Below are 16,704 nucleotides of genomic sequence, written 5' to 3' on the forward strand. Positions count from 1 at the left end.
ACAGGGCCCGAGATCAGGAAAGTTGACGCAAAGTCGCTGGTAGCAGCTGACGGTCGCGGCATCTCATGGATGCGGCCCCTCAAGGTCCGGCGGCCGACACGGTCGGCGCATGCCTGCCATCGAGGAGCAACTGCACCAAGGAGAGGGCAACGTGGCCGGGCGGAACATGGCATACCTGCGCAGACACGAGGTGGAGAAGCTCCTTCACCTGGAGAAAGGCGAGCTGGATCGTCTGCTGGAGGATGACGAAGACTTCCCTCAAGGGTCCCGGGAACATCACGACCCGTTCGAACTGGCACTCGACAAAGAGCCCCCCGTGACGTGGGACGGCGGCGCGGTCTACATCTGGGCCGCCCGCTCCAGCCGTTTTCGTGAACGAGGAGCCGTGCTGCTTGCTCCGTCCCTGCGCACACAGCCTGTCGCTCCCGGCAAGTGGCTCGGATTCCAGCCCACCTCACAGGGCCCGGCCATGGACTGGGAAACAGACCTCGGTGTCATACGCATCGTCCACACCACGCGTCATGGCGCGGCCTGCGCCATGGCCGAAGAACTGGCCGAGGAGGCCGGCACCCAGGGCGTCATCACCGTATGCGCCCTGTTCGGCGACATTGGATTCTCGGGACCGGCCCTGATCGCGGCCGACACCGCGCAGCCGTCCCTGGAGTACGAAGCCCAGTGGGGCCTCGTCACCCGGCTCGTCGGCCAGCCGCTGCCCTGGTGGCCCCACGCGCTGCGGCGCTCCGACGTGATCAGCCAATGGTCGCCGGGCGCACCCGTCACTCTGGCTGAGGTCCTGCCGGACGAGAAGGAGATCACGCTGCGGCAGGCAGCCACCGTCCGATGGCCTGACGGCGCTGCCAAGACGGCACTCGTGGATCTGGCCAACTCCCTGCGCAATCAAGACATCAGCAGCCTCGCCAGGGAGATTCACATTTTCAGCGAGGACGGTGGGCATCCTCACGGCGACCCGCTCCTCATCGCCGCCCGGCACCGCACCGAGGGCTATCCCCTGCCCCGCACCGATGACCGTGACCTGCTTGCCGCAGGCTGGCACACCATCGCCTCCAGCCAGCTCTTCGAAGCCTACGAACCCATGCAGATCGGCTTGTACTACGCATCCGACCTCCTGCCGTTCGGCCCGCACACCACCGTGCGCTCCCGAGGACCCGCCGCGCGCCGATGGGGGCAGCAACTCACGGCGTGCACCCCCACCGCCGTGCACGCCGTGCTTGCCGATGACGCCCAGGACGTGACCTTCTACACCGACCACACCACCGGCATTCCCGTCGTCCGCAAGGGACCCTCCCGCGACGGCTCCTGGGTCTTCCTGGCCCCCCTGCAGCTACCGGAGCAAGGAGCCCAGCTCGAGTCCGTGATCCTGGAAGACACCGTATGGATACAGACCACGGACGGCCGGATTCATCCCGGTCCGTGCACCCATGGGGCTCACCTGTGGTGGGGCCCCGGCGGAGGGGACCGGCCAACGGAGGCCGCCTGGGTCATCTCCCAGCTCATGGACGACATCAGTACACACGTGACCCTGACCGACCACTGGCGCCACGCCCCCGCCGGCCTGACAAAACTGCTCAACCAAACCCGGGCGCATGGCACGGAACTCCCGCGGGCCGAACTCGAACACGCCCGAACGCAACAAGCCGACGACACCCCATAGCCGACGGTCCACGCCGCCTCACAAGAGAGCACCGCCGGCGGGAAAGGGACCGCCGGGACGATGGGCCGGGTCCAGGTCCTTGACCAAGCGCTGAACCGTCGCTTGGGGCAGCGACGCGTCGGCCTATTGGCCTTACCGGCCGGTGAACCACGCGGCGCCGCCGCACATGCCGGCCGCGGCGCTCGCCAGCGCCAGCAACCGGTACGGCAGGCGCTGCACGATTACGTGCACGCCACCGACGTGCAGTTCGAAAAACGGGCGAGACGCCTGTGCGGCGGAGCCGACCACTGCCCGCCATGGCCGTGGTCGGCGCGTCCGTCGCACCGTAGGCCCTACGTCTGCGACCTGGTGTGCGGAGTCCGTTGAGGTGTGGTTCACCAGCCAGACAGGCCCGGCGCTGCCGTGTCGACCTCCTCCGCGATCTGTGCGGTGATCAGCGGGATCTGCCGGTCCCAGTAGAAGTGGGCGCCAGGGAAGAAGTGCTCACCGATCAGCCGGTCGGCTCCCTCACCCCAGGCGCGCAGTTGTGCGCGGCTGACGACATCGTCGTCCTCGCCGCCGAACAGCGAGCAGGGGACAGGGATGCGGCTGCGGTCCTCGGGACGGGGCCGCCATGTCTCCACCAGCTTGAAGTCGGCACGCAGCCGGGGCTCGTAGACCTGCCAGATGTCCTCGTCGTCCAAAATCGCTTGCGGCAGCCCGCCCATCGCGGCAAGGGCCGAGCGGAGCTTCAGCGAGGGCAGGGTGTGCAGCGGAGCACCGCCGACGGGCGGCTGCTCATCAAAGGGTGCCTCGCAGGCGGAGATGCCCAGCCACACAGGCAGGTCCAGGCCACGCTCGACGAGCTGGAGCGTCATCTCGTACGCGGTGAGCGCGCCCATGCTGTGGCCGAAGAACGCGAACGGGGCGTCCAGCAGAGGATGGATGTCCTTGAGCAGGAACACCGCCAGCGCGGCGGCGTCCTCCCGGGCCGGCAAGCCGCTGAGCGGTCCTCGGCCGGGCGCCTCCAGGAGGCAGATGTCCCAGTCATCGGGGAAGTGCTCGACCCAGTCGGTGTAGGCGAGGTGTGAGCCGCCCGCGTGGTGCAGGACGAACAGCCTGAGTGCGGGGTCGTCGACGGGGCGGGGGCGTATGGCGGCCCTGACGGCGGTGGTCGTCATGGGGTCCTCTCGGTGTGGATCGCGCGGAGCATGCGGGTGAGTACCAGGCCGGTCCCGACCTCCAGGAACTCGGTGTCCGGGTCGGTATCGAGCAGCCGCTCGACGGTCTCGCGCCATCGCACAGGATGATCGATCTGCTCGGTCAGAAGCCGGACCGTGTGCTCGGCGCAGTAGGGCTGCGCGGTGCGGTTGGCGTACACGGAAAAGCGGGCAGCTGCGAGCGGTGTCCGGGCGAGCAGCTCGCCGAACTCGCGGGCAGCGGGCGCCATATGAGTGGTGTGGAACGGCCCTGAGACCTTAAGCGGCCGCACCGCCCGGGCGCCGGACTCCTTCAACAGGACCGCGGCCGCCTCCAGCTTGGCCGCGGGTCCGGCCACCACGGTCTGGTCGGCCGTGTTGAGGTTGGCCACTTCGACCGCTTCCAGGCCTGCGCGCCGCAGCAGCAGCCGGATGACGGCCTCGTCCATACCGATGACGGCAGCCATGGCGCCGTCAGTGATCCGGGCCATCGCGCGTGCGCGGGCGGCCACAAGGCGCAGCCCGTCGGTGAAGCCGAACACTCCCGCCGCCTGCAGCGCGTTGTACTCGCCCAGGCTGTGTCCGATCGCGGCGTCGGGATCGGGATGGCCGTCGGCCCGCAGTGCCGCGAGGGACAGAGCGTTCACCGCGTAGACAGCGGGCTGGGTGAACTCGGTCCGGTTCAACCGCTGGTGAGGGCCGGTCAGGCAGAGGTCGCGCAGCGAGTAGCCAAGTGCGGCGTCGGCCTCGGCCACGAGGTCGGCGAAGCGGTCGAAGAGCTCGGCGCCGCCCATGCCGACGCGCTGCGCGCCCTGCCCGGGGAACATGAGGACTCGGGTCACGGCAGGTCCTTTCGTACGGAGGGGCAGGACGGAGCGGCGTCTCGCGGGGCGAAGCGGCTGTCGGCGGTCTCGTGCGACACGAACCGGCTGTCCGCGAACGTCAGTGCGGGCCGGTCGCTGAGTACACCGAAGGCCTCCGCGCGGCCGACGAACAGCGTGTGGTCGCCGGCCTCGTGGGTGGCGTGGACCGTACAGTCGAACCAGGCGACCGCCTCCATCAGCACCGGAGCACCGGAGAGGTCCGCGGCCCGCCAAGGAAGGCCGGTGAAAGAGGCCGCGCCGGCCGGCCGCGCAGGGTCGGCGAACCAGCGGGCGTCGGCCTCCTGAGTGTCGGAGAGCACGCTCACGGCGAAGGCACCGCGGGCGAGGATCCGGTCGTGCAGCCGCGAGCCGAGGCCGAGGCCGACCATCACCAGATACGGGTCCATGGACACGGTGGTGAAGGAGTTGACGGTCGTCCCGTGCGGTTCGCCGTCCTCGGCCAGCGCAGTGACCACGGTGACGCCGGTGGGAAAGCGGGCCGCCGTGCGGCGGAAGCGACGGCGGGGTGTCTCCGTCTCCTCCGCCCTCGCGGCCGCGGTGGGTGCGGGCGCGCTCACGCGGTCAGCCTCCGCAGTTCGTCCAGCGTGCCGAGACCGTCGAGGACGGTCTTCGCAGGAAGCCCGAAGTCGATGAGACAGGCGGTCTCGTCGACGCCGATCGCGGCGAGGCGCTCGACGATCCGTGCGGCCTTCGGCACGGTGCCGAGCAGACCGCCGTCCTCGAAGTAGCGGTCGAAGGCACGGGCCGCCAGGAAGTCGAGGTCCTTGTCGCGCAGCTTGGCCGGGTCGATCCGGCGGGGGCCGTGCGCCTGGGAGCCCAGAAGCAATCCCACGGAGGTGCGTAGATAGGAGGTGAGGGGTGCGCGCACCAGCTCGCGTACCGCGTCCTCATCACGGTCGAGGTAGGTGTGCACCATGACGACGACATGCCCTCGGGAGCCGTCGGCGTCGGGGCGGCCTGCGTACGCCTCGCGGTAGGCGGCGATCTTCTCGGCGAGTTCGTCGATGTCCTGGCCCAGCAGATGCGTGAGCACACCGGCACCGAGCCGGCCCGCATTACGGAAGGTCTCCACGCCGCCCGCGCTGGTGATCCAGACGGGCAGCTCGGCCTGGACCGGACGCGGGTAGGAGCGCACCCGCCGCGGCTCGCCCGTACCGTCGAGTACCTCGCTCTCCTCGCCGCGCCACAGGGCGCGGACCTGAGCGACGGTCTCCAGGAGGACGTCGCGGCGGTTCTCGTAAGTCTCGGGGCGCAGGGCGAAGTCGGTGGCGTGCCAGCCGGAGGCGAAGGCGAGTCCGGCGCGGCCGCCGGAGATGTTGTCGACCACCGACCACTCCTCGGCGATCCGCACGGGGTGGTGCAGCGGTGCCACGACGCTGCCGGCCCGCACCGCGACACGGCTGGTGACGGCCGCGATGGCGGCTCCGGTGACGGCCGGGTTCGGGTAGAGGCCGCCGAAGGCGTGGAAGTGCCGCTCGGGAGTCCATACGGCGGTGAAGTCATGGCGATCGGCGAAGCGCGCGCCTTCGATCACCAGCTCATAGCGGTCCGCGCTGTCGGCCGGTGCTGTGCTGTCGTTGCCGAAGTAGAACAGGCTGAAGTCCATCGGAACTCTCTGTGTGTCGGTCAAATGCCGGGCCTGGGCGGGGTTACGCCACGTCGGCGGGCTGCTCGGACTTGGCGGACGGCGCCGGCTGCGCGGGCCCGGTGCGCTCCGCGGCGCCGACGGACTGCTCAAGACCGCCCCGCTCCTCGGCTGCTTCGACCGCACGGGAGCGCTCGGCCCAGCGGGCCACAGCCGGGGTCGCCAGGCCGCCGGCGAGCAGGATGCCTGCGAACAGAAGCCAGCCGGGCCAGCCCCAGCCGATGATCACGGCGGTGGTCAGGGCGGGCGTGACGGCGGCGCCGACGCGCTGGGCCAGATTGAACATGCCTTGGTACTGGCCGTGTGCGTCGGCCGGTGCCAGCTCGTACGACAGGGCCCAGGAGCCGGCCGAGTGCAGCATCTCGCCGCATACATGCACCACGGCACCGACCACGAGACACACCGCGGCGACCCAGGCGGGCTGCCCCGCCGACAGCGCGAAGCAGGCGCAACACAGGGCGAGCAGCATGCCGGAGCGGCGCATGGCGCGGGCGCCACCCGCGATGTCCTCGGCTCCCTTGCTCATCCGCACCTGGAACAGCACGCACATCGCCGTGTTGATGAAGATCAGGCCCGCGTAGAGCGACACGGGCGCGTCGGTGCGTTCGGCGATCCAGATGGGCAGGGCCACCGTGAGCAGGGCATCGGTGCCCAGGACCAGGACCGCGTTGAGCACTGCGACGACCACGAAGGGCGTGTCGCGCAGGACATTGCGGCGCTCATCAGGGCGTCCGGCCGCGGCCGCGCGAGCGGCGGGCAGCGGCAGGCACATCAGTCCGGCCGCCACGAACAGGGCGCCGGCCGCGACCAGCAGCCCGCGGTACAGCGCACCGGAGTCGGCCGCAAGAGCGATGGCGCCCGCCAGCGTGCCGAGGGACAGACCGACGTTGATGACCGACTGCAGATAGGCACGGGCCCGTACCCGCTCGGCGGGCGGGAGCGCCTCGGCGATCAGTGCGCCGCGGGCCGCGGCACCGCCCGCGTCCATCACGGCCGACAGGGCGACCACTGCGAGGAAGGAGACGAACTCGCCGGTCAGGGCGTACGCGCACACGGCGATGCCCTGGGCGATGCCGAAGGCGACCGAGGTGTTGCGGGAGCCGAGCCGGTCGGAGAGGTGTCCGGCCGGAATGCTGGCCAGCATGGCGAGGACCGCGGCGACGGTCATGCCGAGACCCACGCGGGCGGAATCGATGCCCACGGCCCGGATGAAGAACAGCACGCTCACCGACAGCAGAAAGCCGTTCGCGACGGTGCGGGCGAGGTTGCTGACCGCGAGCACCCGTACCACGGGCGATGGCGGCTTCAGATCGCGCAGCAGGGCGGCGAAGTTGGTGACCATGCCAGTCAGCTCCCTTCGGGGGTGTAGCGGCGCGTCAGGGCCGGGCGGTCGGTCTTGCCGTTGGGGTTCAAGGGCAGGGCGTCGACGTGCTTGTAGCGGCGCGGCACCATGTGAACCGGCACCTGCTTGCGCAGCCAGAGCATGAGGTCGGTGGCCTTGAGCGGACCACCGGTGTGCACGGCCACCAGCTCGGTCTCGGCCGGGCCCGGCACCGCGAGGACGACCGCGTCGGCGATACCGGGGTGGCGGCGCAGCGCGGATTCGATCTCGCCGAGCTCGATGCGGTAGCCGCGGACCTTGACCTGGTTGTCCAGGCGTCCGAGATGGGTGAGGGTGCCGTTCTCCCAGCGCACTCGGTCGCCGGTGCGATACCAGTGCTCGGCGGTCAGTGGGCCCGCGCCCTGGTAGATCTCGGCCAGCTGTCCACTGCCCGGGGTGTGGGCGAGAAACCGGCCGTGGTCGTCGGCGGGGTCGAGGTACCCGTCGAAGCGCTGCGGGCCGCGGACGCACAGCTCGCCCTCCTCGGCGGGCAGGCCGTCCTCGCCGAGGACCACATGCTCGAGGAAGGGGTAGACGGGGCCGATGGGAATGGTGCCATTCGACGTGGCGGGCCAGTCGGCGGTCTCGGCGGCCAGGCGGAACTCGGTGCAGGCGACGGTGAGTTCGGTGGGTCCATAGACGTTCTCGATCCGGGCCTTGGGGGCAGCCTCGGCCCACAGCTGGGCCTGGCGTTGCGTGAGCTGCTCGCCGATGAAGATGCCGTAGCGCAGTCCGGTGGCCTGGCCCGCGGGCAGTTTGCCGAGGCTCGCCGCGACCGAGACCACGGAGGGCACCGAGAACCAGTGCGTGATGCGCCGGTCCTCTACGTACCGGATGGGCTCGAGGAGTTCGCTGCGCTGCGGCACGACCAGCGTGGCGCCACCGCCCCAGGTGACGAACAGGTCGAAGACCGACGGGTCGAAGGTCAGGTCGAAGGTGTGCGAGACACGGCAGCCAGGGCCCACCTCGAAGCGGTCGATGTTGTGGACGATGTAGGGGGCGAGGTTGCGGTGCTTGATCGGCACGCCCTTGGGGCGCCCGGTGGAGCCGGAGGTGAACAGCACGTACGCCACGTCGCCAGGTGCCGTGGTGCGCTCGGGCAGGTGGGCGGGCACGGGAAGCGCAGCGGTCTGCTCCTCGGACAGCCGCACGACGGTCACCTCGGGCTCGTCGACGGTCAGTTGCGCGGCACCGCCGGCGTCGGCGAGCAACACGTCGGCGCGGGCCAGTTGCCACACCGCGCGGTTGCGGGCGACCGGGTAGCCCGGGTTGAGCGGTGTCACGGTGGCGCCGAGGCGCAGTGCGGCGAGGTAGCCGGCGAATGCGGTCAGGCTTCGGGAGGCGAGCAGCGCGATCCGCGTAGGTGCGCTCCCGCCGTGCGCCGCGAGCAGGGTCGCGGCGACGGCGGCGGCACGCTCGTCGAGTGCGCGGTAACTGTAGGTGGTGCCGAGCACTTCGAGGGCGGGCTCGTCGGGGTGGTCCGCCAGCGTAGCGGCGAACCAGTCGTAGAGCGTGCGGTCGTCTGCCGCCGGGTGGACGGCAGCGAGGGGGTCGGTCATCAAAATCCTTGTTTCGTCAGAAAGTTCATGGGTGGTCTGCTCGGACCGGGCTGTCGCTTCGGTCCCGCGGGAGGCCAGTCAGCTCGCTCCGGCGGCCGTGGTGAGCAGTTCCGCGTAGCCCGGTCGGCGGGCCGCGGCGAAAGCGAGGCTGCTCAGCAGGGTGTCCGCGCCGGGGCGCGGGTCGCGGCCCGCGGCCTTGAGCCAGGGCTGCCAGGCCTGTGCCTCGACACTGGACGCGCCCAGCACGAGCCGGCCCAGGTCCCGGATCGCAAGCGGATCGAGCGCTTCGTTCTCGCGGTCGAGGGCGCGCAGCGCGACGGCCCGCTGCCACGCGCGCTCAGTGACCGTGCGGGTGGGCCGGTCGACGCCGGCGAGCAGGTCGAACAGACGCTGTGTGGTGAGGGTCTCCTCCCCCACCAGGTGATACGCGCGTCCCTCGGACGCGGGCGACAGAGCCAGCTGGGCGATGGCACGGGCCGCCAGGTCCACGGGGCTCACGGCGAGCGGGCGGTCATCGCGCGGGTGGACTCCCGCGGCGAGCGAACCGGCGATCAGCCTCCACAGCGGGTGGTCGGGGTCACACGCTCCGTTGTTCTGCGCGCCAAGGAGTAGACCGGTGCGAAAGACCCGTACCCGCATGCCGTCCCGCTCCGCTCGTTCGGCGAGCTGCTCGCCGACCCAGGCGGCGACGGCGCCGCCGGGCATGCCGGGCCGTAGCGGCTGTTCCCGGCTCTCCTCGATCCGGGCTTGCTCCCCGAGACCCGAACCGCAGGCGCTGAGCGTGGACAGAACCGTGAGGTCCTCGATGCCGTGCTGCCGCATCCAGCGCAGCAGGGAGGCCGTCACCAGCACGGTCTTCTCGCGCAGTTGGTCGTAGGTGCCGGTGAGGCCGAAGGGTGCACAGGTGTGCACCACACGGGTGATCCGGCTCGCGAGCCGCGGGTCGTACGCGGTCCAGTCTCGCTCCTCGACGGCACCCGCGGGCAGCAGAGCCACGCGCTGCGGGTCGGGTTCGGGCAGCGCACAGGCGGCGGCCCGTGCACGCAGCAAGGCGCGGCCCTCGTCCTCGTCGTCCACGGGGACGACGCAGTGGACCAGGCCGTCGGTGCTGCGCAGCAGTTCGTACAGGACGAAGGTGTCCAGGAACCTCGTGGTGCTGGTCAGTAGGGTGCCGCCGGCCCCGGCGCGGGCTGCGGGCGCAGTCGGTGTGCCGAGGTCGAGCGCGAGGTCGGCACCAAGGAGATCGCCACCGTCGCCCGTCTGTGCGGCGGCGGTCGGGGTGCGCAGGATCTCGGCCATACGGCGAACGGTCGCCTCGGCTCCGCCCGCCCGGTAGAGGTTGATGTCCACGCCGAAGGACTTCCGCACGGCTGCCTCGATGCGCATGGCAGTCAGCGAGTCGCCCCCGTAGGAGCCGAAGGTGTCCTCGGGGCCGAGCTGTGCGTGACCGAGCAACCGGCGCCAGATGGCCAGAAGTTCGCGCTCCACGGCGTCGGCACCGGTCGGTACCTCGCTCTCCTGCTCGGCCGGTGCCTCAGTCTGCGGAGCCATCCCGCCGAGCGGAGCCGCGATCGGCGGCAGGGTGTCGAAGGCCCAGTAACGACCGCGGGTGAAGGGGTAGGTGGGCAGCGGCACACGACGGCCTGTGGCTTCGGGCAGCGCCTCCCAGTCCACTGCTGCGCCGCGCTGCCAGGCGGCGGTGAGCGCGGCTTCCAGGTCTTCGGGCCGTACGCCACCGGCGCTGTCCGGCAGCACGTGGCGATCCGGAGCCGGCTCGCCGTGGCCGATCAGGATCGCGAAACGGTCGGCGCGCGGTCGCTGTCCGGGGACGCCGATCTCCGTGCGACCGCGCAGGGCCGCGGCCAGCAGCGCGAGCACCGGGTGGTCGGGGGTGTCGGCGGGCGGCACGAGCACTACCTTGCGCAGGACCTTGACCGGGTCGGTCGGGGGGTGGTCGCGCAGCGCGGCGGCCACGGCCCGCGGGTTGTCCCCGGGGGCTTCGATGACTCTGCGGTAGGCGTGTGCCGTCCGGCCCACCCGCAGGGTGTGGGCTGCGTCGGCGAGCGCCGGGGCACTATCGGTCATCAGGGTGTCGGCCAACTCCTCGGCCAGACACGTCAGTTCTTGCGCGGTGCGGGCGGAGATCAGCAGGCGTGCCCGGTCACGTGCTGGGGCACGGGTGCGCTGTGGCTCGGGCGGCGGGCCGAGTACCGCGGTGGCGTTGGTGCCGCCCAGCCCCATCGAGTTGACCAGGACGTAACTCTCGTCCTGCGGCGCCACCCGGCCCGCGTCGGCGCTGATGGTAAACGGACTTTCGGCGAGCACTCCCGGGTTGCGGGGGCGCTCAAAGAGCGGATGCGGCGGCAGCGCGCCGGTCCGTGCCACCTCGACCGCCTTGATCAGACCGGCGATTCCGGCGGCCGGGCCCGCGTGCCCGATGTTCGCCTTCACGGAGCCGAGCGCGCAGAATGCCGCGGGCGCGTCGGTGTGGTCCGCTGTGGCGCGCAATCCCGCGGTCAGGCCGCGCAGTTCGATCTGATCGCCGAGCGGTGTGCCTGAGCCATGGGCCTCCACATAGCGCAGTTGATCGCCGCGGATCCCGGCGACGCCCAGCGCCGTCTCCACCACGTTGGCCAGGCCCGAGGGGCTTGGTGCGGTGAAACCGGATCGGGCCGCCCCGTCGTTGCCGACGGCGGTGCCGTGCAGCACCGCAACGACGGTGTCGCCGTCACGCAGGGCGTCCGAAAGACGCCGCAGCGCCACGACACCGACGCCGGAGCTGAAAGAGGTGCCGCTCGACCGCGCGTCGAAGGGGCGGCAGTAGCCGTCGGTGGACTGCAGACCACCGGGGTGGTGGCGGTAGCCGAGCAGCGGCTCGTTGACGGAGGCTCCGCCCGCGAGCGCCAGGTCGCACTCGCCCGCGCGCAGGCTGAGGACCGCGTAATGCACCGCGGTCAGCGACGAGGAGCAAGCGGTCTGGACCCCGATGGACGGGCCGCGCAGCCCGAGTTTGTAGGCGACCCGTGAGGGCAAGAAGTCGCCCAGGCCGCCCAGGTGCAGGGAGACGTCGTCGACGGCGCCCATGATCCCGTCGGTGTGGGCGCGAAAGGCCTGCAGAGCGGCCATGTAGGTGCTCGGGCTGCCGCCCGCGAACACTCCCGTGACCAGCCTTCCGCCCGAGGGCGCATGTCCGGCTGATTCGAGCGCCTGCCAGCATGCTTCGAGGAAGATCCGCTGCTGCGGGTCGGTGGCCGCCGCCTCTGCCGGTGAGTAGCCGAAGAAGTCGGCGGCGAAGGCGCCGGCGTCCGGTAGGGACGCCGCCCGGTTGACAAAGTCAGGTGCGTCCAGGGTTTCCTGGCTGAGACCGGCAGTCCTGAGCGCGGCCGGATCGAGGTCGCGGACCGACACCCGGCCCGCGGAGATGTTGGCCCAGTACTCCTGCGGGCTCCAGGCATCGGGGAAGCGGCAGCCGATGCCGATGACGGCGATGGGACCGTCGTGGCTCACGCGGAGTCCTCCTCGAGGAAGGCCACCTGGGCGTCGATGCTGCTGTGTTCGAACAGGTCGGCGGCGTCGAGGTCCCGGCCGGTGAGCTCGGACAGGCGCTCCATGAGGACCATCAGGAGCAGTGAGTCGCCCCCGGCGTCGAAGAAGTTCACGTCCCCGGCGACCTCGGCGCCGTCGAGGACCTCGGTCCACAGGGCAGCCACCTGGTCGGTGAGGTCGACGGGGGGTGCCTGCTGGGTGTCGGAAGCGGGAGTGAGCACGGGGTTCTCCAGATCGTCGGCGAGGTCGGCGGCGGCTTGCGCCAGGTCGGTGAGGAGCCCTTCGGCGGTGGCACCGTCGAACAGGGCGGTGAGGTAGGTCAGGGAGAGGTGGTAGCGGCCCGGTCCACTGGTGACGGTCAGCTCCAGCTCGTACTTGGACTTCAGGCGGGGCGGGGTCACGAACCGTGCGCGGATCGCCTCGCCGAGCGCGGGCGGCTGCGGAGGTTCGTCGGCCGCGGTGAGGTAGACGGGGGTGACGGCGGGCCGGCTGAGGTCCCGGTCGGGCTGCAGCGCTGCGGCGATCAGGTCGTAGGGAGTGTCGGCGTGCCGGTAGGCCGACAGTGCGGACTCGCGTACGCGGCACAGGAGTTCACGCCAGCTCGGCTCGCCGGTCAGATCGGCCCGCACAATGAGGGTGTTGACGAACATGCCGACGGTGGAGGCTCGGGCGGCGCCGTCCCTGGCCGCCCAGGGGAACGTGAACAGGAAGTCACGCTGTGTACCACGCCGGGCGAGTGCCGCCCCGAGCAGGGCGACGCCGAGCATGAACGACGTACAGCGCAGCTCGGCCGCAGCACCCCGTAGCCGGTCGGCCAGATCGGCGGGCAGGGCGAGTTCCCGTCGGTCCGCCTCGACGGTCTGAAACGTGCCGCGAGGCCGGTCGTGCGGCAACTCGATATCGATGGGCGCCTCGCGCAGGGAGGCAAGCAGGTGTTCCAGCGCTGTTGCATCGGGAGCTGCCGGTTCGCGTAGGGCGGCGGGATGACCGGCGTGCGGCAGGTTCGGCTCCGTGCCATGGGTCAGGGACCGGTACAGCTCGGCCACGTCGGACAGGACGAGGTCGAGGGACCAGCCGTCGGAGACGAGGTGATGCACCCCGTACACGAGCAGGGTCCGCTCGGGCCCAAGCTCCACGATCGCGCCCCGCGCGGGGGCTTCGGCGGCGAGGTTGAAAGGGGTCCAGCACACCTTCGCGAGGTATTCCTCGCGCTCCGCCTCGTTCCACAAGGCGGCGTCGGCCGAGGCGACCTGCGGCGGCGGGCCGTCGGTGCGGTAAACCACCCGGCGGGCTCTGGTGTCCAGACGAAAGCGTGAGCGCAGTCCCGGATGGCGAGCGAGGGCGCGGGCGAAGGCCTCCGTCAGAAGCGGACGGTCCACGGGCCCGTCGAACTCCACGACGCCGGGCGCCAGATACGAGGTCCGCACGTTCCGCATCCGGTCCAGGGACCACAGCCGCTGCTGCACGGGGCTCGCGGGGTGCTCGGCACCGGGGTCGAACCCGATGTCGCTGTCACCGGCCGGCGTCGCGTTCTCCAGAGCGCGGGCAAGACCGGCCACGGTGGGATCGGCGAGGAAGGTGCGCAGCGCCACGGGTGTCCCGTAGCGGCGCTCGGCCTCGGTGATGACCCGTACGGCCAGCAGCGAGTGCCCGCCCAGGGTGAAGAAGTCGGCGTCCGGGCCGGGGAGCGCCTCGGGCTCGCAGGGCGCGCTCCCGCGGTCCGCGCCCCGGCTGTGGGTGAGCACGTCGGTCATCAGAAGGGCTGCTCTGCGCTGCATCGGGGTCAGGTCGACGGGTCCGCTCTCCTCGGCCGCGGACAGCGGCCGGTCCCGCCGGGCCGCCAGGGCCTCGAGGTCGACCTTGTCGTTGGCGGTCCGTGGAAGGCCGTCGACCACGTACACCTCGCGTGGCAGAACTGCAGGCGGCAGCCAGCGTTGCAGTGGCCTGACCAGGTCCTCGCGGGTGGGTGGCTCGGCGCCGGAGGCGAGTTCCACATAAGCCACCAGCACGGGCGGTGATCCGGCGGCGTGCACTGCGGCCATCGCGACGGATGGATGCTCCTCGATGAGGCGGACGACTTCGGTCGGCTCGATGCGGTTGCCCAGAATCTTGAGCTGGTCGTCGGCGCGGCCCAGATAGCCGAGTTGGCCGTCATCGCGCAGCACCACCAGATCGCCGGTGCGGTACATACGGGCTTGCGGACCGGCACCGAACCGCTCGGCGTGCGGGTCGGGCAGGAAGGCCGTGGCAGTCTGCTCGGGCGCCGCGAGGTAGCCGAGCGCCACACCCGGACCTGCCACATACAGCTCACCAGGGACCCCCGGTGGCAGTTCCTCGCCGTGCGGGCCAAGAGCGTACGCACGCATTCCGGGCAGCGGCACGCCGATGGCGGGGGTCTCGTCCGCGGCGGGATCGACCGGTGCGTAGGTACTGTTGCAGGAGGCCTCGGTCGGGCCGTATACGTTGACGATTCGCGCGCCCCAGCGCGCCGCGCACTCGGTGGCGAGGCGCTGTGGCAGGGCTTCACCGCCCGAGTACACGACTCGCAGTGAACTGCCCTGCGCGCCACCAGAGTCGGCCTCCAGCATCGCGTGCAGCAGGCTCGGCGTGAGCGATCCGGCGACCGTGGCGCCCTCGGGACCGCGCACCAGGCTCAACAGGGCGCGCGGGTCACGCCGCTGCACATCGTCGGCGACGACGAGGCGGGCGCCGGCGAGCAGTGTCTCGACGACGTTGAAAGCGGCAGGGTCGAAGGCGGTGCCCGCGGTCAGGAGCAGCCGGTCGTCGGGGCCGAGACCGCAGTCGTCACCCCACCACAGGGCGGTGGCGAGCAGACCGCGGTGCGGCACGAGGACGCCTTTGGGGCGGCCGGTGGTTCCGGAGGTGTAGATCACCGCTGCAGGGTCGTCCGGTCCCGGTGCGGTGGCTGGCGGGGTGAATTCGCCTGGCAGTGTTTGGAGTTCCTCGAGGAGTTGCGGCTTGGCGAGGGTGTCAAGCTGGGCGAGCAGGTCGGCGCCTGCGGCGCAGACGAGGACGGTGTTGGCAGCGGTCTGTTCGAGGATGTACTCGATCCGTGCCACGGGGGTGTCCATGGCCAGCGGCACGAAGGCCGCACCGGATCGCAGCACCCCGACCCATGCGGCGACGAGAGCCGGGCCCCGGGCGGCGAGGACCGGAACGCAGGTTGCGGGACCTGCCCCCTCGGCACGCAGGCGCGCGGCCACCGCACCGGACCAGTCGGCAAGTTCACCCCAGGTCAGGCTGCCGCCCGCACACTCCACGGCGATCCGCTCGGGGTCCGCGGCGGCGAGCGCCGACTCCAGTGCCTCGGCGACCGTGACGGCCGGGAAAGGGGCGGCGGCCCGTCCCACAAGGACTCCGTGCGGCAGCGCGCCGGGAGCCCGCAGCGTGACGGGGAGTTCCTTGACCGGGGTGTTGGGTGCAGCGACGGCCGCGGTGAGCAGCGCCGCGTAACTCTCGGCGATGCGCCGGGCCGTGGCGGCGGAGTAACGGTCGGTGGCGTACTCCACCGTGCCGGCCAGTCCGCCGCCGGGCGCGTATTCCAGGACGAACGAGAGGTCCTGCTTGGCCGTGCCGGTCGGCAGCAGTTCGGGCGGCGCCCACCGCCCGCCGGTGCTTGCGGCTGGGGCGTTCTGCAGGATGAAGCCCACGTCGGCGAGCCCTTCGCCGCCGAGGCGCGCGGCGAGTTTGTCGAAGGGAATCCGCTGGTGCGTCAGGACGCGGAGGGCCTCTGCGCGTGAGTCGGCGCACAGCCGGTCGAACCCGGCCTCGGGGTCGGGAGCGCACAGCAGCGGGACGGCGTTGACGAAGAACCCGATGAGGCCTTCCACATCGGCGCTCGGCCGGTTCGCCGCGACGGTGGAAAGCAGGAACCGCTCCCGACCGCTCCACCGCTGGACCACGGCCTGGAACGCGGCGAAGAGCACCACGAAGGGCGTGACCCTCAAGGTGCGCGACAAGTCCGTCACGGCGGACGCCAATTCGGCGGGCAGCGTGAAGCGGTGCTGCGCCCCTTCCCGGTCACCCTCCAATGCCCGCTGCCGCGGCTGGCACGGGCCGAGCGCGAGGTCACGGCCCGCAGCCGGAGCCAGGGCGAGGGCCCGCTGCGCGACCAACTCCTCAAGTAGGTCTTCCGTCGAGGCTTCCCGCTCCCTTAGGGCGAACTGCGCATACTGCACAGGGAGCTTGGGAAGGTCGATCCGGTCCGCGTTGGCCAGTGCCTGCTCGTACGCCGAGGCCAGGCCCTCGTAGAGGGCGGGCAACGACCAGCCGTCGACGGCGATGTGATGGATGTTCAAAAGCAGGGTGCCGTGCCCGCCGTCCGCGTGCTGCCATGCGGTGGCGCGCCACGGCGCCTCGCTTCCCAGCGCAAAGGGGACACGAGCGCGGCGCGCCACCTCGTCCGGATCCGGTGCCGCGGCGGCGACCACCTCCAGCGGCACGGGACCGGGTGTGCCGACGACCTGCACTGGGCAGCCGCCGCGCATCGCGTACGTGGTGCGCAGGATCGCATGCTGTGCAGCCAGTGCTTCTAGCGCACGCGCCAGAGCGGGGAGGTCGATCGGCTCATGCCAGCGGGTGAGGAGGGGCACGTTGTAGACAGGGGATTCGGGGGCCGCCTGGTGGATGAACCAGAGCCGTTCCTGGGCCTGCGAGAGGGGGGTGCCGGTGACCTCGCGGCGTGCGGGCGCCGGTGGGCGCTCAGGCGCCATCAGTGGTTCTCCTAACGATGGTTCAGGGCAAGTGCGGCAATGCGGCGGGAGGGCTGCAGGGCCGATGTACGGCCGTTCGCCGGCACGCCCACATGGCGGTCCGGCC

At 71.3% G+C, this 16,704-nt stretch carries 9 protein-coding genes; 1 reads left to right on the top strand and 8 read right to left on the bottom strand.

Annotated elements, in window-relative coordinates; genetic code table 11:
* Positions 1 to 109 precede the first annotated feature (109 nt).
* The gene (locus tag ACWGIH_RS35530; protein WP_453449479.1) at positions 110 to 1,672 is read left to right on the top strand and encodes a hypothetical protein; all 1,563 of its coding nucleotides are present in this window, start codon (positions 110 to 112) and stop codon (positions 1,670 to 1,672) included.
* A gap of 374 nt (positions 1,673 to 2,046) precedes the next feature.
* Here ACWGIH_RS35530 and ACWGIH_RS35535 read toward each other — a convergent pair whose 3' ends face one another.
* The 8 genes from ACWGIH_RS35535 to ACWGIH_RS35570 form a co-directional block, all read right to left on the bottom strand.
* On the bottom strand, positions 2,047 to 2,832 hold the full coding sequence (locus ACWGIH_RS35535) for a thioesterase II family protein (RefSeq protein WP_453449480.1): 786 nt from the start codon (positions 2,830 to 2,832) through the stop codon (positions 2,047 to 2,049).
* Complete coding sequence (gene fabD / locus ACWGIH_RS35540) at positions 2,829 to 3,692, bottom strand: ACP S-malonyltransferase (RefSeq protein WP_453449481.1); 864 nt, start codon at positions 3,690 to 3,692, stop codon at positions 2,829 to 2,831. Before fabD ends, ACWGIH_RS35535 begins: the two co-directional genes overlap by 4 nt.
* Complete coding sequence (locus ACWGIH_RS35545; RefSeq protein ID WP_453449482.1) at positions 3,689 to 4,291, bottom strand: flavin reductase family protein; 603 nt, start codon at positions 4,289 to 4,291, stop codon at positions 3,689 to 3,691. The genes fabD and ACWGIH_RS35545 overlap by 4 nt, the downstream gene beginning before the upstream one ends.
* Positions 4,288 to 5,340, bottom strand: a complete 1,053-nt coding sequence (locus ACWGIH_RS35550) for a MupA/Atu3671 family FMN-dependent luciferase-like monooxygenase (protein ID WP_453449483.1) — start codon at positions 5,338 to 5,340, stop codon at positions 4,288 to 4,290. Before ACWGIH_RS35550 ends, ACWGIH_RS35545 begins: the two co-directional genes overlap by 4 nt.
* A gap of 43 nt (positions 5,341 to 5,383) precedes the next feature.
* On the bottom strand, positions 5,384 to 6,721 hold the full coding sequence (locus tag ACWGIH_RS35555) for an MFS transporter (RefSeq protein WP_453449484.1): 1,338 nt from the start codon (positions 6,719 to 6,721) through the stop codon (positions 5,384 to 5,386).
* 5 nt (positions 6,722 to 6,726) lie between these two features.
* On the bottom strand, positions 6,727 to 8,319 hold the full coding sequence (locus ACWGIH_RS35560) for an amino acid adenylation domain-containing protein (RefSeq protein WP_453449485.1): 1,593 nt from the start codon (positions 8,317 to 8,319) through the stop codon (positions 6,727 to 6,729).
* A gap of 78 nt (positions 8,320 to 8,397) precedes the next feature.
* Entirely contained in the window at positions 8,398 to 11,826 is a 3,429-nt protein-coding gene (locus tag ACWGIH_RS35565; RefSeq protein ID WP_453449486.1) for a beta-ketoacyl synthase N-terminal-like domain-containing protein, read from the bottom strand.
* The gene (locus ACWGIH_RS35570; protein ID WP_453449487.1) at positions 11,823 to 16,598 is read right to left on the bottom strand and encodes an amino acid adenylation domain-containing protein; all 4,776 of its coding nucleotides are present in this window, start codon (positions 16,596 to 16,598) and stop codon (positions 11,823 to 11,825) included. Before ACWGIH_RS35570 ends, ACWGIH_RS35565 begins: the two co-directional genes overlap by 4 nt.
* Positions 16,599 to 16,704: the final 106 nt, after the last annotated feature.

This window comes from Streptomyces sp. NPDC054872, from assembly GCF_053610705.1.

What these genes read in the sequence shown, in the direction of transcription:
- ACWGIH_RS35530 (WP_453449479.1), top strand. Translation starts at nt 110, where the DNA reads ATGCCTGCCATCGAGGAGCAACTGCACCAAGGAGAGGGCAACGTGGCC.
- ACWGIH_RS35535 (WP_453449480.1), bottom strand. Translation starts at nt 2,832, where the DNA reads ATGACGACCACCGCCGTCAGGGCCGCCATACGCCCCCGCCCCGTCGAC.
- ACWGIH_RS35550 (WP_453449483.1), bottom strand. Translation starts at nt 5,340, where the DNA reads ATGGACTTCAGCCTGTTCTACTTCGGCAACGACAGCACAGCACCGGCC.
- ACWGIH_RS35555 (WP_453449484.1), bottom strand. Translation starts at nt 6,721, where the DNA reads ATGGTCACCAACTTCGCCGCCCTGCTGCGCGATCTGAAGCCGCCATCG.
- ACWGIH_RS35560 (WP_453449485.1), bottom strand. Translation starts at nt 8,319, where the DNA reads ATGACCGACCCCCTCGCTGCCGTCCACCCGGCGGCAGACGACCGCACG.
- ACWGIH_RS35570 (WP_453449487.1), bottom strand. Translation starts at nt 16,598, where the DNA reads ATGGCGCCTGAGCGCCCACCGGCGCCCGCACGCCGCGAGGTCACCGGC.